Annotated in this window: 22 protein-coding genes and 1 tRNA gene; 10 read left to right on the forward strand and 13 right to left on the reverse strand. The window is 66.7% G+C overall.

The genetic code is table 11. The features are described from left to right. Positions 1–3: 3 nt before the first annotated feature. Positions 4–597, reverse strand: a complete 594-nt coding sequence (locus tag WDM94_12060) for a LysE family translocator (GenBank protein ID MEJ0013332.1) — start codon at positions 595–597, stop codon at positions 4–6. A gap of 160 nt (positions 598–757) precedes the next feature. On the opposite strand from WDM94_12060, the gene WDM94_12065 reads away from it, so the two are divergent. Next, positions 758–1,609: a fumarylacetoacetate hydrolase family protein gene (locus tag WDM94_12065; GenBank protein MEJ0013333.1), complete on the forward strand. Its 852-nt coding sequence runs from the start codon at positions 758–760 to the stop codon at positions 1,607–1,609. 233 nt (positions 1,610–1,842) lie between these two features. On the opposite strand, the gene WDM94_12070 is transcribed toward WDM94_12065, so the two are convergent. From WDM94_12070 to WDM94_12090, 5 genes are all read right to left on the reverse strand, one after another. Then, positions 1,843–2,784 carry a DMT family transporter gene (locus tag WDM94_12070; protein ID MEJ0013334.1) on the reverse strand — a complete coding sequence of 314 codons (942 nt, stop codon included), beginning with the start codon at positions 2,782–2,784 and terminating at the stop codon, positions 1,843–1,845. Positions 2,785–3,095: 311 nt separating this feature from the next. Next, complete coding sequence (locus WDM94_12075; GenBank protein MEJ0013335.1) at positions 3,096–5,411, reverse strand: xanthine dehydrogenase family protein molybdopterin-binding subunit; 2,316 nt, start codon at positions 5,409–5,411, stop codon at positions 3,096–3,098. 43 nt (positions 5,412–5,454) lie between these two features. Beyond that, positions 5,455–7,239, reverse strand: a complete 1,785-nt coding sequence (locus WDM94_12080) for an EAL domain-containing protein (GenBank protein MEJ0013336.1) — start codon at positions 7,237–7,239, stop codon at positions 5,455–5,457. Between the two features lie 104 nt (positions 7,240–7,343). After that, a complete protein-coding gene (gene pgi / locus WDM94_12085) occupies positions 7,344–8,966 on the reverse strand; it encodes a glucose-6-phosphate isomerase (GenBank protein ID MEJ0013337.1) in 1,623 nt (540 codons plus the stop codon). Between the two features lie 63 nt (positions 8,967–9,029). Continuing rightward, positions 9,030–10,181 (reverse strand): aminotransferase class I/II-fold pyridoxal phosphate-dependent enzyme, encoded by a 1,152-nt coding sequence (locus WDM94_12090; protein MEJ0013338.1) that lies wholly within the window; start codon positions 10,179–10,181, stop codon positions 9,030–9,032. 132 nt (positions 10,182–10,313) lie between these two features. Here WDM94_12090 and WDM94_12095 point away from each other — a divergent pair, with 132 nt between their 5' ends. The 8 genes from WDM94_12095 to aat all read left to right on the forward strand — a co-directional run bounded on the left by WDM94_12095 (position 10,314) and on the right by aat (position 16,464). Then, the gene (locus WDM94_12095; protein ID MEJ0013339.1) at positions 10,314–11,681 is read left to right on the forward strand and encodes a M48 family metalloprotease; all 1,368 of its coding nucleotides are present in this window, start codon (positions 10,314–10,316) and stop codon (positions 11,679–11,681) included. A 69-nt stretch (positions 11,682–11,750) separates the two neighbouring features. Further along, the gene (locus tag WDM94_12100) at positions 11,751–12,650 is read left to right on the forward strand and encodes a DsbA family protein (protein MEJ0013340.1); all 900 of its coding nucleotides are present in this window, start codon (positions 11,751–11,753) and stop codon (positions 12,648–12,650) included. Positions 12,651–12,779: 129 nt separating this feature from the next. Beyond that, positions 12,780–13,247, forward strand: coding sequence for a type II 3-dehydroquinate dehydratase (aroQ, locus tag WDM94_12105; GenBank protein MEJ0013341.1), 468 nt, complete (start codon positions 12,780–12,782; stop codon positions 13,245–13,247). Then, complete coding sequence (accB, locus tag WDM94_12110; GenBank protein ID MEJ0013342.1) at positions 13,247–13,711, forward strand: acetyl-CoA carboxylase biotin carboxyl carrier protein; 465 nt, start codon at positions 13,247–13,249, stop codon at positions 13,709–13,711. The genes aroQ and accB overlap by 1 nt, the downstream gene beginning before the upstream one ends. After that, positions 13,708–15,066 (forward strand): acetyl-CoA carboxylase biotin carboxylase subunit, encoded by a 1,359-nt coding sequence (gene accC, locus WDM94_12115; protein MEJ0013343.1) that lies wholly within the window; start codon positions 13,708–13,710, stop codon positions 15,064–15,066. The genes accB and accC overlap by 4 nt, the downstream gene beginning before the upstream one ends. Before the next feature lie 33 nt (positions 15,067–15,099). Further along, positions 15,100–15,354 carry a DUF1902 domain-containing protein gene (locus tag WDM94_12120; GenBank protein MEJ0013344.1) on the forward strand — a complete coding sequence of 85 codons (255 nt, stop codon included), beginning with the start codon at positions 15,100–15,102 and terminating at the stop codon, positions 15,352–15,354. Next, positions 15,354–15,548: a type II toxin-antitoxin system HicA family toxin gene (locus WDM94_12125; GenBank protein MEJ0013345.1), complete on the forward strand. Its 195-nt coding sequence runs from the start codon at positions 15,354–15,356 to the stop codon at positions 15,546–15,548. Before WDM94_12120 ends, WDM94_12125 begins: the two co-directional genes overlap by 1 nt. A 247-nt stretch (positions 15,549–15,795) precedes the next feature. Continuing rightward, positions 15,796–16,464 (forward strand): leucyl/phenylalanyl-tRNA--protein transferase, encoded by a 669-nt coding sequence (gene aat / locus WDM94_12130; protein MEJ0013346.1) that lies wholly within the window; start codon positions 15,796–15,798, stop codon positions 16,462–16,464. On the opposite strand, the gene WDM94_12135 is transcribed toward aat, so the two are convergent. The 5 genes from WDM94_12135 to WDM94_12155 form a co-directional block, all read right to left on the reverse strand. Further along, positions 16,404–16,802 carry a DUF2155 domain-containing protein gene (locus WDM94_12135; GenBank protein ID MEJ0013347.1) on the reverse strand — a complete coding sequence of 133 codons (399 nt, stop codon included), beginning with the start codon at positions 16,800–16,802 and terminating at the stop codon, positions 16,404–16,406. The two genes, aat and WDM94_12135, sit on opposite strands and share 61 nt — an antisense overlap. 76 nt (positions 16,803–16,878) lie before the next feature. Then, the gene (locus WDM94_12140; GenBank protein MEJ0013348.1) at positions 16,879–18,393 is read right to left on the reverse strand and encodes a glycerol-3-phosphate dehydrogenase; all 1,515 of its coding nucleotides are present in this window, start codon (positions 18,391–18,393) and stop codon (positions 16,879–16,881) included. Between the two features lie 76 nt (positions 18,394–18,469). Further along, entirely contained in the window at positions 18,470–19,060 is a 591-nt protein-coding gene (locus tag WDM94_12145; GenBank protein MEJ0013349.1) for an outer membrane beta-barrel protein, read from the reverse strand. 155 nt (positions 19,061–19,215) lie between these two features. Continuing rightward, positions 19,216–19,291, reverse strand: a tRNA-Lys gene (locus tag WDM94_12150). Positions 19,292–19,391: 100 nt separating this feature from the next. After that, on the reverse strand, positions 19,392–20,072 hold the full coding sequence (locus WDM94_12155) for a Crp/Fnr family transcriptional regulator (GenBank protein MEJ0013350.1): 681 nt from the start codon (positions 20,070–20,072) through the stop codon (positions 19,392–19,394). 266 nt (positions 20,073–20,338) lie between these two features. On the opposite strand from WDM94_12155, the gene WDM94_12160 reads away from it, so the two are divergent. Next, positions 20,339–21,706 carry an esterase-like activity of phytase family protein gene (locus WDM94_12160; protein ID MEJ0013351.1) on the forward strand — a complete coding sequence of 456 codons (1,368 nt, stop codon included), beginning with the start codon at positions 20,339–20,341 and terminating at the stop codon, positions 21,704–21,706. A 94-nt stretch (positions 21,707–21,800) separates the two neighbouring features. On the opposite strand, the gene WDM94_12165 is transcribed toward WDM94_12160, so the two are convergent. Beyond that, positions 21,801–22,742: a hypothetical protein gene (locus WDM94_12165; protein MEJ0013352.1), complete on the reverse strand. Its 942-nt coding sequence runs from the start codon at positions 22,740–22,742 to the stop codon at positions 21,801–21,803. 167 nt (positions 22,743–22,909) lie between these two features. Further along, the gene (locus tag WDM94_12170; GenBank protein MEJ0013353.1) at positions 22,910–24,475 is read right to left on the reverse strand and encodes a 2-isopropylmalate synthase; all 1,566 of its coding nucleotides are present in this window, start codon (positions 24,473–24,475) and stop codon (positions 22,910–22,912) included. Between the last annotated feature and the right edge of the window lie 88 nt (positions 24,476–24,563).

Consider the following 24,563-nt stretch of genomic DNA (forward strand, 5'->3'; position numbering starts at 1 on the left):
AGCCTACTCGAAAAGCGTCGGCACGACCGAGACGACCAGCAGCACCGCCATGCCGATGTTGAACCACAGGCGGTTGCGGTCGTCCTGCAGGAAGCCGGCGATGGCACGGCCGAACAGAGTCCAGGCGACGCCGTTGGGCAGGCAGACCAGGCCGAAGAGCAGCGCGATGATACCGACCTCGACGACCTTGTTGCCGCCGGCGGTGGTGAACAGCGCCAGCGCGCCGATGCCCATGGCCCACGCCTTGGGATTGACCCACTGGAACGCCGCCGCCTGCAGGAAGGTCACCGGCCGGCCGTCGGCGGCCACGGCATGCGGCCGCCCCGCCGAGGCGATCTGCCAAGCGAGCCACAAGAGGTAGACGAACGACACCCATTTGAGGACGGTATGCACCGCCGGGTACGCATCGAAGACGTAAGTCAGGCCGAAGCCGATCGCGACAATCATCACCGGGAAGCCGAAGGCGACGCCCAGAATATGCGGAAAGGTGCGGCCCAATCCGAAGTTGGCGCCGGACTGCAGCATCATCAGGTTGTTCGGCCCCGGCGTGACCGAGGACACGACGACGTAGCCGAAGAGAGGCAGGAGCGTTTCCATGGGGCGCCGTCTTTGGGGACCGTCTTTTTCTATTAGGTCAATGATACTGACCTTTTGCGGAAATACCAGTAGGTGCAAACGCGATTTGCCCCTTGAGCCATGCCGTCGATCGGGCTACGCCGACACGTCTTTCACACGGGGTTTTGGGGGATTCTGCGAAATGAAGCTCGTCCGTTTTGGGCCGAAGGGCCGCGAGAAGCCCGGCATCGTCGACAAGGCCGGCGTCATCCGCGACCTGTCGCGCGTCGTCTCCGACATCACGCCCGAGACGCTCGCCGACGGTGCCATCGCCAAGATCAAGAAGGCGAAGATCGCGGACCTTCCGGCCGCCCCGAAGAACGCGCGCCTGGGGCCCGTCGTCGGCGGCGTGCGCAACTTCATCGCCATCGGCCTCAACTACGTCGACCACGCCAAGGAGACCGGCGCGCAGATTCCGAAGGAGCCAATCGTCTTCAACAAGGCGCCATCGTGCATCGTCGGCCCGAACGACGATGTGCAGATCCCGCGCGCTTCCAAGAAGACCGACTGGGAAGTCGAGCTCGCCGTCGTCATCGGCAAGGGCGGCAGCTACATCGACGAGGCGAAGGCGCTGAGCCACGTTGCCGGCTTCACCGTCTGCCACGACGTCTCCGAGCGCGAGTTCCAGCAGGAGCGCGGCGGCCAGTGGACCAAGGGCAAAGGCTGCCCGACCTTCGGTCCGATCGGCCCGTGGCTGGTGACGCGCGACGAGATCAAGGACGTGCAGAACCTCGACATGTTCCTCGATATCGACGGCAAGCGCGTGCAGACCGGCAACACCGAGACGATGATCTTCGGCGTGGCGTTCCTCGTCTCGTACCTAAGCCAGTTCATGGCGCTGGAAGCCGGCGACGTCATCACCACAGGCACGCCTCCGGGCGTCGGTGCCGGCATGAAGCCGCCGAAGTTCCTGAAGGGCGGCGAAACGATCCACCTCGGCATCGCCGGCCTCGGCGAGCAGACGCAGAAAATCCTGCCGTACAAGGGGAAGTAAGCTTCCGCCATCCGAGGGACGCCGGTTCGCGTTGACCGCGAGACACCCCTCCCCAAAACCGCGACGCGGTTTTGGCCCTCCCACAGGGGGAGGGCTCAAGCGGAGTCTGGTAGAGCGTGGTTTTCCAACACGACGAACCCTCCCCTTGTGGGAGGGGCAAAACGCCGGAGGCGTTTTGGGGAGGGGTGCCTCCCCTCCCTGCTTGGCGCTGCATTCCGGCGTCGAAGGTGGACTCAACTCACCGTCGTCGGCGTCTGCGCCCGCTTCGACCGCGTGCGTTCGATGCCCAGCTTGCGCTCGCGCCAGATGACAAACAGCCCGGCGAGGATGACGATGCCCGCGCCCGAAAGAACGATCGCGCTCGGCCACGTGCCGAAGATGAGCAGGCTGACGACCAGCGTCCAGATCATCGAGGTATAGTCGAACGGCGCGATCAGCGACGCATCGCCGAAGCGGTAGCTCTGCGTCAGCAGCACCTGCCCGATGCCGCCGCAGATGCCGGCGCCGACCAGCGCCGCGAGATCGAGCGCGTCGGGAACCGCCCAGCCGAAGGGCAGCGACGCCAGCGCGAACACCGCCGTGAGCAGCGAGAAGTAGACCACGATCGTCGCGGCCGGCTCGATGCGCGTCAAACTCCGCGTCTGCGTCGCGGCGAGCGCCGCCGCCACCGCGCCCGCAACCGCGAAGCCGGCGCCCATGACGCTGCCGCGCGCGACCTGGCTCGCCGCGGGCCCGACGTAGTCGGAGAGGATCACGAGCACGCCGCAAAGGCCGACCGCCACCGCCGACCAGCGATAGGCGTGCACCTTCTCGCCGAGCAGGAACACCGCGAACACGACCGTGAGCAGCGGCGAGGCGTAGCCGATCGCGGTGGCATCGGCGATCGGCAGCAGCGACAGCGCCGTGAAGCTGCAGAACATCGCGCTGGCGCCGGCGATCGAGCGCACGACATGCCCGCCGAAACGCGGCGTGCGGAAGATGCGCGGGAACTCGCGCCACCCCACCCACGCAGCGACCGGGATCAGCGCGAAGAACGAACGGAAGAATACGATCTCGCCGACGGGATAGCGGTCGCTGACGAGCTTGATCAGCGTCGCCATGCCGGTGAAGACGAGCGTCGAGATGACCTTGAGCGCGATACCGACAAGCGGCTGCGCCGACGTGTACTGCGCCATGAGAGGAAGCCAACCCACCACACGGCGCGGAGTCGGGCAAGGCTTCGCGGCGGTGTTCGGATGCGAACTGGGCGGGTGTAACAATCGGCGAGTGAGCAGGCGGCACGCCGTTGAGAGAGGATGAGAGACACTCCTCCCCAAAACGCCTTCGGCGTTTTGACCCTCCCACAAGGGGAGGGTTCATCCTTGCTGGAACGTCGAGTTTCACCAAACTCCGCTTGAGCCCTCCCCTTGTGGGAGGGCCAAAACAGCATTTCGCGGTTTTGCGGAGGGGTGTGCCTCCTGCCCGCAGCTCCTGCCGCCTGCCGCGCCTACCTGCCGCCAGCCGCGCGGATCGCTTCCCAAACCCGCAGCGGCGTCGCCGGCATGTCGATGCCCGGCACGCGGTACTCCCGCCACAGCGCCTCGGCGATGGCGTTCATCACCGCCGGCGAGGAGCCGATCGAGCCTGCCTCCCCTGCCCCCTTGATGCCGAATGGATTGGTCTTGGCCGGCACGTTGCGCGTCTCGAAATTGAGGAACGGAATGCCGTCGGCGCGCGGCATCGCATAATCCTGGAACGTCGCGGTCAGCAACTGGCCGGAGGCGTCGTAGACCGTGCGCTCGTAGAGCGCCTGGCCGATACCTTGCGCCACGCCACCGTGGATCTGGCCCTCGAGCAGGATCGGATTCACCGTCGCGCCGAAGTCGTCGACGATCGTGTAGTTGACGATGGTTGTGACGCCGGTCTCCGGATCGATCTCGACTTCGACGACGTGGGTGCCGTTCGGATAGGTCGGCTCCGGCTGCTCGAACGATTCGTCGTAGGCGCGGAGCACCGATTTGTCGGCGGTGGATCGCGCCAGTTCGGCGAGCGTCAGCCCGCGGTTGGTGCCGGCGACGCGCACCGTGCCGTCGTGGAACTCCAAATCGTCGGCCCTTGCTTCCAGCCGCACTGCCGCGGCGGCGCGAAGCTGGCCGGCCAGCTTGATCGAGGCGCGGTCAACGGACACAGCACCAAGCGGGATCGACCGCGAGCCGCCGGTCCCCTCGCCCGTCGGCACGCGGTCGGTATCGCCCTGGATGACGGTGATCTTGTCGTAGTCGAGCCCGAGGTGGCCGCCGATGAACTGTGCATAGGCGGTGGCGTGCCCCTGCCCGTTGGTCTGCGTGCCGATCAGCAGCGTCGCCGTGCCGTCGTCGTTGAGGATGACGGTGGCGCCCTCGCTGCCCGGGAAGGCGCACGCCTCGACGTAGGTGGCAAAGCCGATGCCGCGCGCCTTGCCGGCGGCCTTCGCTGCCGCGGCGCGTGAAGGAAAGCCGGCGAAGTCCGCCTGCGCCAGCGCCTTCGTCATGTGACCGTCGAATTCGCCGCTGTCGTAGATGCGGCCGCCCTGCGTCGTATAAGGCAGCGCCTCCGGCCGGACGAAATTACGCCGGCGTATTTCCGCCGGGCCGAGGCCGGCGTCGCGCCCGCAGATATCGACCAGCCGCTCGATCAGGTACGCCGCCTCGGGCCGCCCGGCGCCGCGATAGGCATCGACCGGCACCGTGTTGGTATAGATGCCGCGGCCGAAGGCGTAGAGCTGCGGAATGTCGTAAACGCCGGTCGACATCGTCAGGCCGCCTTCCGGAATGTGCGGGCCGTACTGAGACAGGTAAGCACCCATGTCGGCGAGAAGATCGACGCGCATGGCGAGGAATTTTCCGTCCGCGTCCATCGCCATTTCGGCGACCGCAATGTTGTCGCGCCCCTGGCTGTCGGAGAGAAAATGCTCGCTCCGCTCGCCGATCCATTTAACCGGCTTACCGAGTTGCTTCGCCGCGATCGCCGCCAGCGGATACTCGTGGTAGCAGAACGACTTGGTGCCGAAGCCGCCGCCGACGTCGGGCGTGATCACGCGGATCGCCTTCGGGTCGATGTGCAGGATGTCCTTGGCGATGATGTCGCGCATGCCGTGGCCGCCCTGCGTGCCGAGCGTCAGCGTGAAGCGCTCCGTCCCCGCGTCGTATTCGGCGACGATGCCGCGCGTCTCCATATAGTTGGCGACGACGCGATTGTTGACGATCTCGATGCGCGAAACTTTCGCCGCCCTGGCGAAGGCCGCATCGGTCGCAGCCTTGTCACCGCGGTCGCAGTCGAAGGCGACGTTGGTGCCGAGCTCCGGCCACACCAGCGGCGCGTTCTTCGCCAGCGCCTGCCGCATGTTGGTGACCGCTTCCAGCGGCTCGTAGTCGATGACGATCGCCTCGCCGGCGACCTTCGCCTGCTCCAGCGTGTCCGCCACAACGAACGCGATCGGGTCGCCCACGTGGCGCACGACGTCGCCGACCAGCAAGGGATGCTTCGGCTTGTTGATGCCGCTGCCGTCGACCTGCCTGAAGCCGCCCTTCTGCGGCAGGCCGCCGTATGGGGCGATGTCGGCATGCGTCAGGATCAGCCGCACGCCGGGCATGGCGCGTGCTTCCGCGACGCCGCTGACCGCGATCCTGGCGTGCGCCATCGCCGAGCGGACGACGACCGCGCGGAGCGTCCCCTCCGGCGTGTAGTCGTCCGTGAAGCGCCCGGCGCCGGTGATGAGGGACTTGTCCTCCATCCGCCGCACGCGGGCGCCCATGCCGAACTTCATCGGGACAGGGTTGTTCATGGCGGCGATGGGACCAGATCGGGTGGCCGAAGGCAACCGCCGGCTACCCCGCCTGCTTGCGCAGCATTGTCTCCACCGCGTCGGCCTCGACGGGCCGCGAAAAGTGGTAGCCCTGGATCTCGTCGCAATCGTTTTCGGTGAGGAACGCCATCTGCGCGTCAGTCTCGACGCCCTCGGCGATCACCTTCATGTTCAGCTTCTGGCCGAGCGAAATGACCGCGGTCGCGATCGAGCGGTCGTTGGCGTCATGCGGCAGGTTGCGCACGAACGACTGGTCGATCTTGAGCCGCGCCACGGGAAAACTCTTCAGCGCCGAGAGCGAGGAGTAGCCGGTGCCGAAATCGTCGATCGAGAAATGGACGCCGATCGATTGAAGCTGGCGCATGGTGTCGATCGCCTGCGTCACGTCGTGCATGAGCAGGCTCTCGGTCAGCTCCAGCTCAAGATACTCCGGCGGCAGGCCGGTCTCCTTGAGAATCCTGGCGACGCGCTCGACCCACGTCTTCTCGCGGAACTGGCGCGCCGAGACGTTGACCGACACCGTGATCGGCTCCATGCCGGCGTCCTGCCAGGCCTTGTTCTGCCGGCAGGCCTCGCGCAGCACCCAGTCGCCGAGCGGCACGATCAGGCCGCTTTCCTCCGCCATCGGAATGAAGCGCGACGGCGCCACGAGCCCGAGCTGCGGATGGTGCCAGCGCACCAATGCTTCGACGGCAAAGATGACGCCGGTGCGGAGGTTGATCTGCGGCTGGTAGAGCAGCGCGAATTCCTCGTTGACGATGGCGTTCCGCAGGCCCTCCTGCAGCAGGCGCCGCTCGCGCGCCACCTCGTTCATCTCCGAGGTATAGAACTGGAAAGTGTCGCGCCCGCCTTCCTTCGCCTGGTACATGGCGACGTCGGCGTTCATCAGCAGTGTCTCGGCGTCCTCGCCGTCGCCGGGGAAGGTCGCGAGCCCGATCGAGCAGGTGACACGGAACAGTTGCCCCTCGATCGGCACCGGCTCGGTGATCGTGCCGCGCAGCCGGTCGATCACCGGCAGCGGCCGCGGCGCGTCTGCCTCATCGACCAGCAGGATGACAAACTCGTCGCCGCCCAGCCGCACCACCGTGTCGCTGCCGCGCACGCACTTGACCATACGCTCGGCGATAATCTTGAGCAGCGTGTCCCCGGCGTTGTGGCCGAGGCTGTCGTTGACCAGCTTGAAATTGTCGAGATCGACGAACACGACGGTTACCTTGCCGCCCGTCCGCCGCGTATGCTGCAGCTCGTACGATAGCCGGTCCATCAGCAGCGCGCGGTTCGGCAGCCGCGTCAGCGCATCGTGGTGCGCCATGAAATGGATCTGCTCCTCGGCGCGCTTGCGCTCGGTCACGTCGCGGCAGATGCCGACGATGCCGATGATCTCGCCGGCAGCGTTGCGCAGGGGCAGCTTGGAAGTCGACAGCCACTTCTGCCGCCCGTTCAAGTCGACGATGAATTCGTCGATGTCGATCAGCGGCTTGCCGCTGGCGATCACCCGCTGCTCGTCGGCGACGAATTGCCGGGCGCGCTCGTCGGGGTGGATGTCGAAATCGGTCTTGCCGATAAGGTCGTCCGGCTGCGCACCGACGTCGGCGGCGACGGCACGATTGGCGATGACGAAGCGGCTGTCGGTGTCCTTGACGAACAGGTAGTCGGGCACCTGGTCGATCATGGCGCGGAAGAGCGCGCGCTCGCTCTGCCAGTCCTGCGCGGCAAGATCGCGGCTGATCGCGACCAGGCGCCGGAGGCTTTCCTCGGCCGCCGGCGCGAGCGGCTTGCGCGTGTTGCGCGCGCGACTATCGACCATCGCCCGTAACCCACGTCAGAGGGCCGCGCCAGCCTCCCGCCGGCGCGCTGCCAAGCCGCGGCAATTTACGCGAGCAGTGGTTGCGCCATGATTAATGAACAGGCTCAGGAGCCGCGGAAAAGGCGGATTGTCGCCATCAGCCCTTCGGTTGATGCGTCGCGCGGATGGTCCTCGTCGCTGCGGTTGAGGAGCGGCAGAAGCTCGGTCGCGAGCGTCTTGCCGAGCTCCACGCCCCACTGGTCGAACGAGTTGATCCCCCAGATGACGCCCTGCACGAACACCTTGTGCTCGTAGAGCGCGATGATCATGCCGAGCGTGTGCGGGTCGAGCTTGCGGTAGAGGATCGTGTTCGACGGCCGATTGCCGGGGCTCACCTTGTGCGGCGCCAGCTTGTCGATGGCGCGCTGGCTGAGGCCCTGGTTCTTCAGTTCCTCGCGCACCTCCGCGAGATTCTTGCCGCGCATCAGCGCCTCGCTCTGCGCCAGGCAATTGGCGAGCAGCAGCGACTGGTGCTCGTCCTCGCCGATATCGGACTGCGCCGCGACCAGGAAATCGGCCGGCACCGGATCGGTGCCCTGATGCAGCAACTGGTAGAACGCATGCTGCCCGTTGGTACCGGGTTCCCCGAAGACGATCGGCCCGGTCGCGCCGCGCACCTGGTTGCCGCCGACACCGACGCGCTTGCCGTTCGATTCCATGTCGAGCTGCTGGAAGTACGCCGGCAAACGTTCCAGCCGCTGGTCGTAGGGCAGGATCGCCTGGATCGGGAAGCCCATGACGTTGCGGTACCACACTCCGATCAGCGCCATGATCACCGGCATGTTCTGGGCGAGCGGCGCGGTGCGGAAGTGGTCGTCCATCTTGCGCCCGCCGTCGAGAAACTCGCGGAAGCGTTCCGGCCCGATCGCGATCATCACCGACAGGCCGACGGCCGACCACACCGAGTAGCGCCCGCCGACCCAATCCCAGAAGCCGAACATGCGCTCCGGCCCGATGCCGAAATCGGCGACCCGCTCGCGCGCCGTCGAGATGGCGGCGAAGTGCGCCGGCACCTTGGCCTCGCCGATGCCGCTGACGATCCACTGCCGCGCGGTGGCGGCGTTGGTCATCGTCTCGGTGGTCGTGAAGGTCTTGGAGGCGATCAGGAACAGCGTCGTCGCCGGATCGAGCTTCTCCAGCGTGTCGCGGATATGTGCGCCATCGACGTTGGAGACAAAATGCAGGCGCGGCCCGTCGTGGTACGGCTTCAGCGCCTTGGTCGCCATTGCCGGGCCGAGGTCCGAACCGCCGATGCCGATGTTGACGACGTCGGTGAACTTGCCGCCGGCGCCGGCGATCGCCCCCGAGCGGACGCCATCGGAGAAATCGGCCATGCGCTGGAGCACCGCCTGCACGTCGGGCACGACGTTCTTGCCGTTGGCGCGGTAGACGTCGTCGGGCGCGGCGCGCAGCGCCACGTGCAGCACCGGGCGGTTTTCGGTGACGTTGATCGCCTCGCCGCCGAACATCTGGCCGCGGTGGCGCTCGACCTCGGCGGCCTCGGCCAGCGCCAGCAGGTGGCGCAGCGTCGCCTCGTCGATCAGGTTCTTGGAATAGTCGAGCAGGAAGTTGCCATACGAGATCGAGAAGCGCCGGAAGCGCTCCGGATCGTCGGCGAAGCGCTGGCGCATCGGCACCGCCGTCGCCGGCGAGCGCAGCGCCTCCAGCGCCGTAAAGGCTCTCACCATCGCCGGGGTCACGTTGCTTTCACTCCGAAATGCGGGCCTCGGCCCTTTGATAGCGCCATCTGTCTATTTGAGCCAATGGGCGAGCCGGTCCATCCCCTCGGCCATCGCCGCCTCGGTGCCGGCGAAGGAGAAGCGGATGAAACCATTGCCGTTCACCCGGTCGAAATCATGGCCCGGCGTCGCCGCCACTCCCGCCTCCGCCAGCATGCGCGAGGCGAAGGCAAGCGAGTCGTTGGCGAAGCGGCGCACCGAAGCATAGACGTAGAAGGCGCCGTCGACCGGGAAGAGATCTTCGAAGCCGATCTTAGGCAGCCGCTCGAGCAGCAGGCGCCGGTTGGCGGCATAGCCGTCGCGGATGACGTCGAGATCGGCGGTGGCGTCGAAAGCGCCGATCGCGGCGCGCTGCGAAATGGTCGGCGCGCAGATCGCGAGATTCTGCGACAGCCGCTCGACGGCGCGGATCAGCGGATCGGGCACCACCATCCAGCCGACGCGCCAGCCGGTCATGCAGTAATATTTTGAGAATGAATTGACGACGATCGCGTCGTTCGAGAATTCGAGCGCCGTCGCCGCGACGCCTTCGTAGACCAGCCGGTGATAGATCTCGTCGGAGATGAAGGTGATGCCGAGATCCTCGGCCGCCTCGATAAGCGCCTTCAGCGCCGCCGGCGCCATGATCGTGCCGGTCGGATTGGCGGGGCTGGCGACCAGCACTCCGGCGAGCGGCTTCTCCGCATGCGCCTTGTCCAGCATCGCCGGCGTCAGCGTGTAGCCGCTCTCGGCGTTGACCGGGATGTCGACCGTCTCGAGGCCGAGCGCGGTCGCAAGATTGCGGTACGCCGGGTAGCCGGGCGCCGCGAGCGCGATGCGGTCGCCGGCGTCGAACGCGGCGAGGAACGCGAGGTTGAAGCCGGCTGACGAGCCGGTGGTGATGGCGATACGATCCATCGCCACCTCGAGCTTGTACATCTCGGCATAGTGCCGGGCGATGCGGGCGCGAAGCTTCCGGATGCCGAGCGCCTCGGTGTAGCCGAGCACGCCGTCGTCGAGCGCAGCGCGCGCGGCATCGAGCACGGCGCGCGGCGCGACGGCGCCCGGCTGGCCGACCTCCATGTGGATGACGCGGTCGCCGGCATGCTCGCGGTCGGCGGCCGCGCGCATCACCTCCATGACGATGAACGGCTCGACCGCGCTCCGTGCCGAGGGCTGCAGCACCTTTTTCATCGCCGCCCGCCGCCGATACGGTCTTGCTGTCGCCAGATTTGCCGGCCTAGGGTGCGGTCGCGGAGCATTTCGGGCAACGCCTTGTAAAATATGCGGTTTGGAGGGTTCATGGGCCGGATGGGCGTGACTAGCAGGCGGGGCCGGACTTGGAAAGTCCGGGCATCGGCGGCCGGCTTTGCGGCGCTGCTCGGCCTCGCGCCGCTCTCCGCCCTTGCTGAGTCGGTGCCGGTCGTGCGCGACGCCGAGACCGAGGCGCTGCTCTATGACTACCTCCGCCCGATCATGAAGGTCGCCGGCGTCCAGATGCCCGACATTCGTATAGTCCCCAGCGACGCCTTCAACGCCTTCGTCACCGACCACGACCACATGTTCGTCAACGTCGGCGCCATCATCCAGACCGAGACGCCGAACGAGCTGATCGGCGTGCTCGCCCACGAGACCGGCCACATCGCCAACGAGGACACCGCGCGCCTCGTGCAGCAGATCGACGACACCAAGGCGGCGCTGCTCGTCGGCAGCATCCTCGGCGTCGGCGCCGCTGCGGCGGGCGCCGCGTCCGGCTCGCAGGGCGCGAGCGGCGTCGGCACCAGCATCCTCTCGGCGGCGCCGAGCATCGCCGACCGCAGCCTGATGTCGTTCCGGCGCGAGCAGGAATCGGCCGCCGACCGCAACGCGATCAAGTATCTCACCGCCACCGGCCAGTCGGGCGCCGGCATGCTGGCGACGATGAAGCGCCTCGCCGACGAGAGCCTGCTCCTGTCGCAGCAGATCAACCCGTACCTGCAATCGCACCCCCTGCCCCGCGATCGCGTCATCGCGATCGAGGCGTTGGTGGCGAAGAGCCCGTACACCGCCGTCAAGGATTCGCCCGACCTGCAGCGCCGCCACGACCTGGTGCGCGCCAAGCTCGTCGGCTTCACGTGGCCGAACGACCGGGTGCTGCGCCGCTACCCGCTCGCCGACCAGAGCCTGGCGGCTAAGTACGCTCGCGCCATCGTCGCCTACCGCACCGGCAAGCCGGGCGCGGCGCAGAAGCAGATTGATGCGCTGATCGCGGCGAGCCCGAACGATCCTTATTTCTACGAGCTGAAGGGCCAGTCGCTGCTCGAGATCGGCAACCAGCCTGGCGCCGTCGCCGCCTTCCGCAAGGCGGTGGCGCTGGCGCCGAGCTCCAGCATCCTGAAAATCCTGCTCGGCCAGGCGATCGTCGCCAGCGACAACGCCGCCAGCGCGCCCGAGGTCATCAAGCTGCTCACCCCCGCGCTGCAGAGCGAGCCCGACATGGGCATCGGCTACCATTCGCTGGCCCGCGCCTATGCCATGGTCAACAATATCCCGATGGCCCAGCTCGCCACGGCGCAGGGCCTGTTTGCCGAGGGAAACTTCGGCGAAGCCAAGGCCCAGGCCGCCCGGGCTCAAGCAAAGTTGAAGACCGGGTCGCCGGCATGGCTTCGCGCCGACGACATCGTGTCCTATAAACCCCGCAAGTGAGGGTTGATCCCTGGCGCGCCGCCTGGCGTCGCCGCACCGCCCGCTCGGGCGCCGGAGAGATGTGAGCAAATGAACTTCCGCTATGCCGCCGCGCTGGCCCTCGTGCTGGCGATTGCCGTCGGCGCCCTCGCCTACACCTTCGGCGCCCGCAGCCACGGCATCGACAGCGCCGCCGTCGAGGCGATGGTGAAGGACATGCTCGCCGCATCCAAGCCGGCCCCGGCGATGACCCCGTCGCCCTCCGCCATGACGCCGGCTCCCGGAGCGATGGAGATGGCCGACATCTCCGACAGCCAGCGCACCGAGATCGAAGGCGTCATCCGCAACTACCTGATCGCCAACCCGGAGATCATCCGCGACGCGATCAACGAGCTGCAGCGCAAGGAAGACGAGGCCGCCCGCGTAGCCCAGTCGCAGGTGATCACCGACAACAGCAAGACCCTGTTCGACTCCGCCAACGAGGTCGTGCTCGGCAATCCCAAGGGCGACGTCACGCTGGTCGAATTCTTCGACTACAACTGCGCCTACTGCCGTCGCGCCCACGCCGACATGCAGCAGCTCATCAAGGACGACCCCAACCTCCGCGTCGTGCTGAAGGAGTTCCCGATCCTCGGCGACGGCTCGGTCGCCGCCGCGCAGGTCGCCGTCGCCGTGCTCATGACGGCGCCGGAAAAGTACGCCGACTTCCACAACGCCCTCATCACCGAGAAGGGCCAGGTCGATGGCGACAAGGCGCTGGCGGTCGCGGCCGACCTCGGGATGGACCCGGCGGTGCTGAAGGCGAAGGCAACCTCCGATGAGGCCAAGGCCAACATCAACGAGGTCCGCGAGCTGGCCGAGAAGCTCGACCTGACCGGCACCCCGTCCTACGCCACCAAGCTCAAGGTTGTGGTCGGCGCCGTCGGCCTCGACAACCTCAAGGCCGAGGTCAAGGCCGCCCGGGCCTGCGCCGACGTGGCAACCTGTTAAGCCAGCCTGTTGACGCTTAAGGCTTTTGGCCCGTTCCGGGCTTTTCCTTCGCTGCCGATCCCCTTATAACCGGCCGACTTTCCGGATTTTTCGCGCCAGCGATGCCGGCAACGACAAGAACGGTCGGCTATGGCGGCAACGATCTTCGTCCTCAACGGACCCAACCTGAACCTGCTCGGCAAGCGCGAGCCGGCGCTCTACGGCGCCGGCACGCTCGCCGACATCGAGAAGCTGTGCGCCGACAAGGCGAAGGCGCTCGGCCTCAGCATCGACTTCCGGCAGGACAACCGCGAGGGCATCCTCGTCGATTGGATCCAGGAGGCCGGCGACAAGGCCGCCGGCATCGTGCTCAACGCCGGCGCCTACACCCACACGTCGATCGCGATCCACGACGCGCTGCGCGCCGCGGACGTCCCGGTGATCGAGGTGCATCTTTCCAACATCTTCGCGCGCGAGCGTTTCCGCCATCACTCGTTTGTTTCGCCGGTTGCGAAAGGCGTGATTTGCGGTCTCGGGCCGCATGGCTACACGCTGGCGCTGGAAGCTCTGGCGGAACTCGTCAAGCCGGCAAAGACCGCGCGCCGAAAGGGAGCCTGATGGCTGACAAGAACGCGATCGTCGATCAGGAGCTGGTGCGCGAGCTGGCCAAGCTCCTCGCCGAGACCGGCCTGACCGAGATCGAGATCGACCGCGACGGCACGCGCATCCGCGTCGCCCGCACGGTGACCGTGAGCGCCGCGCCGCAGGTGGTGATGAACGCCGCGCCGGCCTCGGCGGCTTCCGCCGCTTCGTCTTCCGCCGCCGCGCCGGTGACCGACGCCAACCATCCGGGCGCCGTCCACTCGCCGATGGTCGGCACCGCCTTCCGCGCGCCGGAGCCCGGCGGCCGTCCGTATGTCGACATCGGCGATCAGGTCCGCCAGGGCGACACGGTCCTCATCATCGAGGCGATGAAGACCATGAACCAGATCCCGGCGCACAAGTCGGGCAAGGTCGTGAAGATTCTGGTCGATGACGGTCAGCCGGTCGAGTTTGGCGAGCCGCTGCTGATCATCGAATGACGACGGCGCCGCATCTCTTCAACAAGATCCTGATCGCCAACCGCGGCGAGATCGCGCTCCGGGTGCTGCGCGCCTGCAAGGAACTGGGCATCGCCACGGTCGCGGTCCATTCCACCGCCGACGCCGACGCCATGCACGTCCGCCTCGCCGACGAAAGCGTCTGCATCGGCCCGCCGGCGGCGCGCGACTCCTATCTCAACATTCCGCAGATTCTCGCCGCCTGCGAGATCACCGGCGCCAACGCCGTGCATCCCGGCTATGGCTTCCTGTCGGAGAACGCGCGCTTCGCCGAGATTCTGGCGGCGCACGACGTCGCCTTCATCGGCCCCTCGGCGGAGCACATCCGCATCATGGGCGACAAGATCGAGGCCAAGCGCACCGCCAAGAAGCTCGGCATCCCGGTCGTCCCCGGCTCGGAAGGCGGCGTCACCAACGACGCCGAGGCGAAGAAGATCGCCGACGAGATCGGCTACCCGGTGCTGATCAAGGCTTCCGCCGGCGGCGGCGGCCGCGGCATGAAGGTCGCCCGCAGCGCCGAGGAATTGTCGAACGCGCTCGCCGCAGCCCGCAGCGAAGCGCGCGCCGCCTTCGGCGATGACGCCGTGTATCTCGAAAAATATCTCGCCAAGCCGCGCCATATCGAGGTGCAGGTGATGGGCGACGGCAAGGGCAAAGCCGTGCACCTCGGCGAGCGCGACTGCTCCCTCCAGCGTCGCCACCAGAAGATCCTGGAGGAGTCGCCCTCCCCAGTCATCACGCCCGAGCAGCGCGCCCGCATCGGCGGCGTCGTCGCCGACGCCATGGCCAAGCTTGGCTACGCCGGGGCCGGCACCATCGAGTTCCTCTACGAGAACGGCGAGTTCTACTTCATCGAGATGAACACGCGCCTGCAGGTCGAGCACCCGGTGACGGAGGCCGTGACCGGCATCGATCTCGTCACCGAGCAGATCCGCGTCGCCTCCGGCCTCGGCCTCTCCTTCACGCAGAAGGACGTGACCTTCTCCGGCCACGCCATCGAGTGCCGCATCAACGCCGAGGATCCCAAGACCTTCGCCGCCTCGCCGGGCAAGATCGCCTACTACCATCCGCCCGGCGGCCTCGGCGTGCGCATCGATAGCGGCGTCTATCAGGGCTATACGATCCCGCCCTACTACGACAGTTTGATCGGCAAGCTGATCGTCTACGCCCCGACGCGCCAGGCCGCGCTCCGCCGCCTCGCCCGCGCCCTCGACGAATTCGTCATCGACGGCATCAAGACGACCATCCCGCTCTTCCGCGAACTGGTGAACGACCCCGACATCATCGCCGGCAACTACGACATCCACTGGCTGGAGAAGCGGCTGGCGGCGGGGTAGCCCCGCCCGGCGCGTCGGCATATTTTCCGTTCTATGAACGACTTGGCATTTCTCACGCGCCGGACTGACGCGGTCGTCGCGCAGGAATATCCGGTCGAGCTCTATCTGGACGCCGATGGCGACCGATGGATCGCCGAATCGGACGACCTTCCGATCGCCACGGAGGCGGATACGCTCGACGCGTTGATCGAACGAGTCTGGCTGATCGCTCCCGAGATCGCGGCCCTCAATGGGCACACGGGAGAGCTGAATCTCCGCTTCGTTCTTCACACGACCGCCCGGCTTTAGTGGCGGGTGCCCTCTATCGTGAACTTGTGCGCCGTCTCCATGACGCGGGCTGCGTATTCGTGAGACAGGGCAAAGGCAGCCACGAAATCTCGCTCAGTCCGGCAACGCAGCGCCATGTCGTTGTGCCGTTCGATATCAAGAAGATCGGCACGGTGAACGCGATTCTGCGTCAGGCGGGCCTGCCCAAGCTGTGAAATCGCCCCGCCGCGCCATCGTTTTGGCGCAACCCTGCTTTGTGACGAAGGCCATACGTCAGGAGCGGTCGCGCACCTATGTTCAGTGCCTCACGAATTTGAAGGCAATTTACTATGCGTTTTCTTGGAATTCTCTGGTCAGCCGGTCGCAGGCCAGCCGCGAGCACCGCCCGCAAGGTTGCGGAGCCCCCGGCGTTCCGTCCGGCGACCTATACGAGAAACTGGCCCTGGCCTAAGTAAGGGGCCGATGGCCTCCCGCGACGACATCCTCCTCGAGATCACCCCGCAGGTGCTGCTCAAGGCCTACGCCGTCGGCATCTTTCCGATGGCCGAATCGGCCGACGATCCCGGACTGTTCTGGATCGAGCCGGAGGAGCGCGGGATCATCCCGCTTGACGGCTTCCACCTGCCCCGCCGCCTCGCCCGCACCATCGCATCCGAAAAATTCGAGGTCCGCGTCGATCATGATTTCGGCGCGGTCATCGGCGCGTGCGCGGCGTCGGTCGAGGGCCGGCCGAAGACGTGGATCAACGCCCGCATCCGCAAACTCTACGGCGACCTGTTCGATATGGGCGCGGCGCACACGGTCGAGACCTGGCGCGACGGCAAGCTGGTCGGCGGCCTTTACGGCGTGCAGCTCGGCGCCGCGTTCTTCGGCGAAAGCATGTTCTCGCGCGAGCGCGATGCTTCGAAGGTCGCGCTGGTACACTTGGTGGCGCGACTGAAAGCCGGCGGCTTCATGCTGCTCGACACGCAGTTCACCACCGCGCACCTGAAGCAGTTCGGCGCCATCGACGTCGACCGGCGCGTCTATCAGGCGATGCTGGAAGAGGCGATATCCGCCGACGCCGACTTTTATTTCTTGGGCGGCGCCACGTCCGACTTCATCTTGCAGTCGGTCAGCCAGACATCATAGACGGCGTTGTCGACGGCGTGCAGGCCGGGGCTCGCCGCGAACATCCAGCCGGTGAAAATCCGCTTCACTTTCCGGTTCAGCCCGATCTCGTCGACCTCGACGAACGCATCGGTCTGCGGCTCCTCGGTCGGCGGCCGGTTGTAGCAGACGCGCGGCGTCACCTGCAGCGCGCCGAACTGCACCGTCTCGTCCATGTAGACGTCGAAGCCGATGATCCGCCCGGTGATCTTGTCGAGCCCGGCGAACACGGCGACCGGATTGGACACCTTGTCGGCCGCGGCCGGGCCGGCGAACGCGGCAAGCGCCAGCGCGGAAAGCAGCAGGGATTTGGAGATCATCGAGATTCGCGGGACCGCAGTCGTCTTGAGGTTGCGCGGGGCTTAGCACGCGATTTCGGCGGCGAAAAGGCGGGCGCTAGACTAGCGCCGGGCTTTCCGCGGCAGCCCGGGCGGGCGTCCGCGCCGTCATGGTCGCATCCAGCCCCGCCGCCTCATTTTCGGTCAGCACCAGCCCGAGCTTGGAGCGGCGCCAGAGGATGTCCTCCGCGCTCGCCGCCCACTCGTCATGCCGGAGATAATCGACCTCCGCCGGGGTGAGATCACCGCCGAAGCCGATGCCGAGATCGGCGACGTTCCGCGCGCCCGTCAGCACCGCCGAGGCGCGCGTGCCGTAGGCGCTGACCAGCCGCTCGGCGAGATGGAGCGGCAGAAACGGGTAGCCGGCGCGCAGTGCCCGCACGATGTCGCCCTCCCCGCCGCGCGGGAAACCGCCGCCCGGCAGCACGGCCTCCGCCGCCCCCGTCCATGCCGGCGCGATCGTGCGGAACTTGCCCATCCGATCGACCACCTGCTCGGCCAGCCGCCGGTGCGTCGTGAGGCTGCCACCGAAGGCCGAGATCAGCGGCGCGACGTTGGGCGGCGCATCGATGACGACCGCCCGCCCGCGCCGCGCGTCGTCGGGCAGCGCCGTCACCGCCGCGAAGGTCCACACGATGTCGGAGGGATAGAGCGGCGCATGGAAATATTGATTGGCGACGTCGAGCAGGTACGCCGCGTCGTCGCGATCGACCGCCGCCGCGGACGGATCGCCGGTGTACGCCGTCGTCGCCGGGCCGAGCAGCATCGTGCCGGCTTCGTAGGGCACGGCATAGACGATGCGGCCGTCGGCGTTGGGCAGCGCGTAGGCCGGCTCGCCGGCGCCATCGCGGCGGACGACGATGTGCGCCGATTTGGCCATGCGCACGCGCACCTGCTGGCGCGCGTGGACGATATGGTTCAGCACCTCGGCGGCCGAGGGCCCCGCCGCGTTGACCAGAATCTTCGCCAGCACGATCGACCTTTCGCCGGTCGCGGTCGATTCCAGCGACAGGCGCCAGCGCCCGCCGTCGCGCTCGGCGACGGTGCAGTGCTGGCGCGTCTCGATCGTCGCCCCGCGCGCCCGCGCGTCGAGTGCATTGAGGATGACCAGGCGGCTGTCGTCGGCGACGCAGTCGGTATACGCGAACGCGGTGGTGAAATGCGGCTGCAGCGCGCCATGGGCGCCGGTCGCCTCGAGATCGACGCGCTCGGCCCGCGGCAGCGAATGGCGCGCCACATGATCGTAGGCGAACAGGCCAAGGCGGAACGCGGCGCGCGACCATTGCCGTTCGTGATGCGGGATGTGGAACGTGATCGGCCGCACGAGATGCGGCGCCGCGCGCATCAGGATCTCGCGCTCCAGCACCGCCTCGCGCATCGCCGCCAGGCGCAGGCCCTCCATCGCGTCGAGCGCGCCGTGGATCAGCTTGGTCGTGGCCGACGAGGCGCCGCCGCCGAGGTCGCCCTCCTCGCAGAGGTAGACGGCCAGCCCGCGGCCGGCCGCGTCGCGCGCGATCGCCGCGCCGATGAGGCCGCCCCCGATGATGGCGACGTCGTAGACCTTGCCTTGCATGGCGGGATCATAACGCGACAACGCACGGCCGCCTCAAGCGGCCGTGCGCAACTAACAGAATACAGGGCGGCGTCTGCTACTTGAGTTTGTAGGCAAACGTGGCCGCGACGCTGTTGGCGGAAAACGCCGCCTCGGCACCGTTGTAGTTCTGTGCGTCCATCGCGATGTGGGAGAAACGCCCGCCGACGGTCCAATGGTCGGTCAGCGCGTAGTCGGCCCCAAGCCCGAAGATAAGGCCGTGGTGGGTATTGCTTCTAGTTACGGCCAGATTGGAGGCGGTCCCCTGCCCGACTACGGCGGCAACCAGCCCATAGGGCTGCCAGCGGCCGACGGCGAGTCCGACCTTCGCCCCGCCGAACAAGCCCCAGTTGATCTTGCTCGTGGAGAGCGTCGCGGGCACGCCCGTCTGCCCCGCAATCGGCACGCTGACGAAGGGCGTGAACACCCAGCCGTCGGCGTTCTGCCAGGCATATTCGACCGTAAGGCCGCCATCGATGCCGGACGGACCTTCGCCGTAGGCCGGCGTAAGGTGCCCGCTGAGACCGGCGACATAGCCGCCGATATAGAACCCAGTCCAATTGTAGAGTGGCGGATCGATGCCAGCCTGCGCTGCGCCGCCGCCCAACAGTCCGAGGGCCAGCGCCCCCGCAGAAATCGCCTTAAACATGCCGCACCCCGCCCGGAATCGTTTCAGATGGGGCGAGATTAGGTGCGCCGCGTACAACGCGAGATACCCCGGAGCCGGATTTCCCCAATAAAGGCAGCACAATCCCCAATCATTGGTTGGATTTGGGCCGTTCCTAACCTTTTAGGGAGGGGATTTGGTGGGCGCAGTAGGGATCGAACCTACGACCCGCTGATTAAGAGTCAGCTGCTCTACCAACTGAGCTATGCGCCCGCCGCGCCTTGGTTTTCAGCAGATACAAGCCAAAGCGAGGCGGTGGCTTAGCAAAGCGGCCTCCCGCTGTCCACACCCGCTTTCGGCGTCGCCCGGGCGGCTAGTGCTGGGTCTGCTTCATCACCCGGATCTGGTGGCCGTCCATGACGATGCCGCCCTCCTTGGCCAGCGCGCGGAGCTGCTTGTTTACCGCCTCGCGGCTGGCGCCGAGCATCTGGGCGAGCATCCCCTGGGTGACGTCGAGATCGACCACCGCGACGTCCTTCTCGATGCGGCCGTGGATGACCGCAATCTGGCGCAGCAGCACCAGCAGGCGGTAGCGCAGGTCGTGGAAGATCGCCTGGTCGACCTGCCTGTTGGCCGCACGCAGCCGCTCGCAGAGCATCAGCATCACCTGCCGCGAAAGCTGCGGCGAGGAATCGAGCAGGTCGCAGAAAGGCCGGTGCGGGATGAAGATAAGCTTGGTCGGCGTCAGCGCGGCCGCGCCCGCGCTTCTTGGCAGCCCGTCGAGCAGCGCGATTTCGCCGATCATCTCGCCGTCCTCGAGCAGGCTGATGGTCGCCTCGCGACCGTCGCCCGCGGTCAGGTAGATACGGATGATGCCCGAGATGACGATGTAGAGCCCGTCGGACTCCTCGCCCTGCTCGAACAGGACGTCGTCCGGCGCCAGCGTCACCTCGCGCGTGATGCCGGCGAGCCGCCGCAGTTCGGCTTCGTCAAGGCCGTTGAAGACGACGCTTTTGCCCAGCCACGAAGCGAGTTCGGTTGCCACCATAGCCATGTTTCCCCTGCCCGCTCCCTAGCATCACCGGGCCGCCGGGGGAACCCTCGCGCCGCCGCGGCCCTGCTGGCCAGCGGTTGTGCCGGGTTTGGGTCAACCGAAGGTTTCCGGACTGCCTCGGATTTTACCGCCGGCACGAGTGCGAGGCCGCCGCCGGGCGCGATCGTCGCGCGTTCATCCGGAGGTCATTCCCCTGTAATCGGCGTTTCACCGACGCACCCTATGGCGGGCGTTGTTACCAGACCCGCAAAAAAGGGATTCGCCCCATGATCATCACCAAGGGCGGCGTCATCGCCGCCATCATTCTTGCCGCGCCCGTCGCGGTCCATGCCGAAACCGCGACCACGCTCGAGGCCGCGCCCGGCCAAGCCATGTTCCAGCCGGTGCCGTTCCAGTCGACCGTCGCCGGCGCCAAGCAGCTCAACCTCGACGTTGGCGTTGGCTCCGCCCTGTTCCACGATCCGAAGGACGGCCCGAACGTCTATTGGACGCTGTCGGACCGCGGCCCGAACTTCACCTGCGACGAGGGCAAGGACCTGCTCGCCGTCGCCGCCGAGGCGATCTGCCCGGCCGGCGATACCGTCAAGGCCGGCGCCGGCCGCGTCTACCCGACGCCGGACTACAACGTCTCGATCTACCAGGTGACCCTCGACCCGGCCGCCAAGACCTACACCGTCACCCAGACGATCCCGATGCACACGCCGAAGGGCAAGCCGATCGTCGGCCTGACCAACCCGCTCACCGTCGCCGCCACCGAAGTGCCGCGTGACGGCAACGGCAAGGTCATCGCCCAGGACGCCAACACCATCGACGCGGAAGGCTTCGTCCGTCTCCCCGACGGCCGCTTCTTCATCGGCGAAGAGAATGCCACCGGCATTGCCGAGGTCGCCGCCGACGGCACGGTCATCCGCCGCTTCATTCCGGCCGGCACCGAGAAGGATTTCGCCACGGCCGACTACCCGGTCGTCGGCGCCCTGCCGGCGATCTTCGCCAAGCGCACGTCCAACCGCGGCATCGAGTCCCTGTCGATGTCGGACGACCAGAAGTACCTCTACGCGCTCGTCCAGAACCCGCTGACCAACCCCGATGCCAAGGCTTACGGCGTCGCGCTCAACACGCGCCTGCTCAAGCTCGAGCTCGGCAAGGACGGCGACGCCACGACGCTGAAGCCGGTGGCGGAATACGTCTACCAGCTCGACGACTGGCAGAAGTTCAAGGACCTCGGCGCGACCGACGCGACCAAGGCCTCGTCGCTGCGCATCAGCGAGATGACCGCGCTTGGCCACGACCATTTCCTGGTCGACGAGCGCACCGACCAGATCGCCAAGTTCTTCGAGATCAGCCTCGACGGCGCCACCGACATCCTCGGTTCCAAGTGGGATGACCCGGCGACGACCCCGACGCTGGAGCAGTCGAACGACGCAGCCGCCGCCGGCATCGTGCCGGTGACGAAGACCGAGCGTCTGGTTGCCTCTTCCCTCGACAGCGCCGCGGTGAAGTATCCGGCGAAGATCGAAGGCGCGTCGCTGACGCCGGACGGCAAGCTGCTCGTCGTCAACGACAACGACTTCGGCATCGGCGGCGCGAAGACCGAGTTCGTCATCGTCGAAGGCACCGAGATCGGGCCCCGCTAGCCGAACAAGCGGGAGGCCGGAGGGCGCGGAGCTTGGCTCCGCGCCCTTTTCATTTATCAGGAGACAGTCGAGGCCCGCGGGTCGTCGGAGCGCCTTAGTCGTAAGGCGCTATGCTGCCCAGCGCGTTGGCGCCGAACAGCGCGTTATGGTCCTTGAAGCCCACCGTGCGATCCAGGTTCTGCAGCGTATCGGAGCCGAAGAGGTAGCGCGCGCCGATGAAGGCAGCGTGCGACGTGCCGGTCGAAGTCGAGCTGTTGCTGCCGTAGTCGCTATTGAAGGACGCGCTGGTTGACGAGCCCTGATACGCGACGAAGAAGCTGAACGGCACCTGCTCCGGCTTGTAATCGACGCGAGCGCCCCACTGGACGGCGTTGCCGCTGCTGGAAGCATAGCCGTCGTTTTCCGCGGCAGACTGGTTGGTGACCCCGACATCGCCCGAAAGCGCCAGATTGGGGTTCTGAAAGAAGGTCGCCACGGCGTGTCCGTAGTAGCCCGACTCGGAGAACGGCGCTCCGGCGAACTTGACCGTATAGCCGCCCTGCACCGTGAACGATGACGTGGCGCCGTACCATGCCCCTTCGGCAGCAAGGTTGGCGTAGCGCGCCGGCGCACCGTTCTGACCGATGGAAATGAGGCCACCAAACGCAGTGTTCATCCCGCGCCAGGTGCCGTGCAGGCCAAGGCCGGTGGACGCGCTGGAGTAGGTGAGAACATCGCCGCCGAAATAATTCTGCGCCAGATCGCTGTCGAACCAGCCATCGGCCTGCACGCTGAAGTTGGGCGCAAGCGCATAGGCGAGCCGGCCACTGCCGCCGAACATCGTGTTGGTATAGCGGAAGTCATTGCCGCCGACGACGTCGAGCGCGACGAGCCCGGTGCTCACCGAGCTACCGCTGGACTGTCCAATTCCGAAGTAGGCTTCGAGATAGCCGGAGACCGGTGACGCCAGGAAAGTGGTCGGCTCGGAAAAATCTGCCGCAAGGGCCGGAGCCGCCAACGCGACGGCGGTAGTCGTAAGCAGTGTCTTCAGCAGCATGGTTCTCGGGTCCCTCGTGTGCGTTGGCACAATTGGGCGCCCTCACCGGAAAGTCGCAATCACCAGTTCCGGCTTTTCCACTACTTATAGTCGTCACCGAGCGAGGTAGTTGGCGACGCCGCCTTTTTCGCAACAGCAGCGTCGCCGACCTGTGTGCGGAAGCGTACCTAGGCCCCAAACCCCTGCGCGTGGATGCGGGCTCGCTTTGCCTTCAGCTTGTTGATCGCCGAGATGTAGGCCTTGGCCGAGGCAACCAGCGTATCCGGGTCGGCGCCGCGCGCGGTGACCGACTTGCCGTCTTCCTCCAGACGCACCGATACCTCGGCCTGCGCGTCGGTTCCTTCGGTCACCGAGTTCACCTGGTAGAGCGACAGCTTCGCGGTGTGCGGCACGATCGCGTGGATGGCGTTGAAGATCGCATCGACCGGGCCGTTGCCGGTGGTCTCCTTGGTGATCTCCGTGCCATCGACCGACAAGGTCAGCGTCGCCTTCTGCGGACCTTGCGTGCCGGCAATGATCGTCAGCGAGACGATGCGGATCGATTCCGCCGCGATCGTCGCCTGATCCTCGACCAGCGCCTCAAGGTCCTCGTCGAAGACGTGCTTCTTGCGGTCGGCGAGATCCTTGAAGCGCTTGAAGGCGTCCTCGAAGGCGTTGTCGCCGAGCTCGAAGCCCAGCTCCTTGAGCTTCTCGCGGAAGGCATGGCGGCCGGAATGCTTGCCCATCACCAGCGACGTCGCCTTCACGCCGACGTCCTCCGGCAGCATGATTTCGTAGGTCTGCGCGTTCTTCAGCATCCCGTCCTGATGGATGCCCGCCTCATGGGCGAACGCATTCTTGCCGACGATCGCCTTGTTGTACTGCACCGGGAACGCCGTCACCTGCGATACCAGCTTCGAGGCGCGCAGCAGCATCGTCGAGTCGATATTGGTGAAGTACGGATAGCGGTCGCCGCGCGTGCGCAACGCCATCACGACTTCCTCCAGCGCCGCGTTGCCGGCGCGCTCGCCGAGGCCGTTGATCGTGCACTCGATCTGGCGCGCGCCGCCTTCTATGCCGAACAGCGAATTGGCGACCGCGAGGCCGAGATCGTTGTGGCAATGCGTCGAGAAGATCGCCTTGTCGGCATTCGGCACGCGATTGAACAGCATCTTGATCAGCGCAATGTATTCGTCCGGTACGGTGTAGCCGACGGTGTCCGGAATGTTGATCGTCGTGGCGCCTGCCTTGATCGCGGCCTCGACCGTGCGGCAGAGGAAATCGTGCTCGGTGCGCGTGCCGTCTTCCGGCGACCATTCGACGTCGTCGGTATGGTTGCGCGCCCGCGTCACCGACGAGATCACCGCCTGGTAGACCGCGTCCGGCTCCATGTTGAGCTTGAACTTCATGTGGAGCGGGCTGGTCGAGATGAAGGTGTGGATGCGCTTGCGCTCGGCGTGCACCAGCGCTTCCGCCGCGCGGTCGATGTCCTTGTTGCCGGCGCGCGCCAGGCCGCAGACCACCGCGCGCTTGATGACCTTGCCGATCTCGAGCACCGACTCGAAGTCGCCGTTGGAGGCGATCGGGAAGCCGGCTTCGATGACGTCGACGCCCATCTCGTCGAGGAGCTCGGCGACCTGCATCTTCTCGGGCAGCGTCATGGAGGCGCCGGGCGACTGTTCGCCGTCGCGCAGCGTCGTGTCGAAAATGATGACGCGGTCCTTCTCGGAGGGCGTCGGGGTGGCGGTCGTCATGAAAATCCGTCCTTCTCGAATCTCTGCCCGCTACTCTGGGGCGTGGCCTTTAAGCGCTGGTTAGAAGCGATCCCCTGAATGTCCGCCC

Source organism: Bauldia sp. (assembly GCA_037200845.1).
GTDB lineage: Bacteria > Pseudomonadota > Alphaproteobacteria > Rhizobiales > Kaistiaceae > DASZQY01.

Bases quoted from the DNA above. Each gene is read 5' to 3' on its own strand.
- WDM94_12070 (MEJ0013334.1), bottom strand. From the start codon at position 2,784: ATGGCGCAGTACACGTCGGCGCAGCCGCTTGTCGGTATCGCGCTCAAG.
- WDM94_12145 (MEJ0013349.1), bottom strand. From the start codon at position 19,060: ATGTTTAAGGCGATTTCTGCGGGGGCGCTGGCCCTCGGACTGTTGGGC.
- accC (MEJ0013343.1), top strand. From the start codon at position 13,708: ATGACGACGGCGCCGCATCTCTTCAACAAGATCCTGATCGCCAACCGC.
- WDM94_12100 (MEJ0013340.1), top strand. From the start codon at position 11,751: ATGAACTTCCGCTATGCCGCCGCGCTGGCCCTCGTGCTGGCGATTGCC.
- pgi (MEJ0013337.1), bottom strand. From the start codon at position 8,966: ATGGTGAGAGCCTTTACGGCGCTGGAGGCGCTGCGCTCGCCGGCGACG.
- aroQ (MEJ0013341.1), top strand. From the start codon at position 12,780: ATGGCGGCAACGATCTTCGTCCTCAACGGACCCAACCTGAACCTGCTC.
- WDM94_12135 (MEJ0013347.1), bottom strand. From the start codon at position 16,802: ATGATCTCCAAATCCCTGCTGCTTTCCGCGCTGGCGCTTGCCGCGTTC.
- WDM94_12160 (MEJ0013351.1), top strand. From the start codon at position 20,339: ATGATCATCACCAAGGGCGGCGTCATCGCCGCCATCATTCTTGCCGCG.
- WDM94_12065 (MEJ0013333.1), top strand. From the start codon at position 758: ATGAAGCTCGTCCGTTTTGGGCCGAAGGGCCGCGAGAAGCCCGGCATC.
- WDM94_12155 (MEJ0013350.1), bottom strand. From the start codon at position 20,072: ATGGCTATGGTGGCAACCGAACTCGCTTCGTGGCTGGGCAAAAGCGTC.
- WDM94_12075 (MEJ0013335.1), bottom strand. From the start codon at position 5,411: ATGAACAACCCTGTCCCGATGAAGTTCGGCATGGGCGCCCGCGTGCGG.
- WDM94_12060 (MEJ0013332.1), bottom strand. From the start codon at position 597: ATGGAAACGCTCCTGCCTCTCTTCGGCTACGTCGTCGTGTCCTCGGTC.
- WDM94_12080 (MEJ0013336.1), bottom strand. From the start codon at position 7,239: ATGGTCGATAGTCGCGCGCGCAACACGCGCAAGCCGCTCGCGCCGGCG.
- WDM94_12170 (MEJ0013353.1), bottom strand. From the start codon at position 24,475: ATGACGACCGCCACCCCGACGCCCTCCGAGAAGGACCGCGTCATCATT.
- WDM94_12140 (MEJ0013348.1), bottom strand. From the start codon at position 18,393: ATGCAAGGCAAGGTCTACGACGTCGCCATCATCGGGGGCGGCCTCATC.
- WDM94_12120 (MEJ0013344.1), top strand. From the start codon at position 15,100: ATGAACGACTTGGCATTTCTCACGCGCCGGACTGACGCGGTCGTCGCG.
- WDM94_12165 (MEJ0013352.1), bottom strand. From the start codon at position 22,742: ATGCTGCTGAAGACACTGCTTACGACTACCGCCGTCGCGTTGGCGGCT.
- aat (MEJ0013346.1), top strand. From the start codon at position 15,796: ATGGCCTCCCGCGACGACATCCTCCTCGAGATCACCCCGCAGGTGCTG.
- accB (MEJ0013342.1), top strand. From the start codon at position 13,247: ATGGCTGACAAGAACGCGATCGTCGATCAGGAGCTGGTGCGCGAGCTG.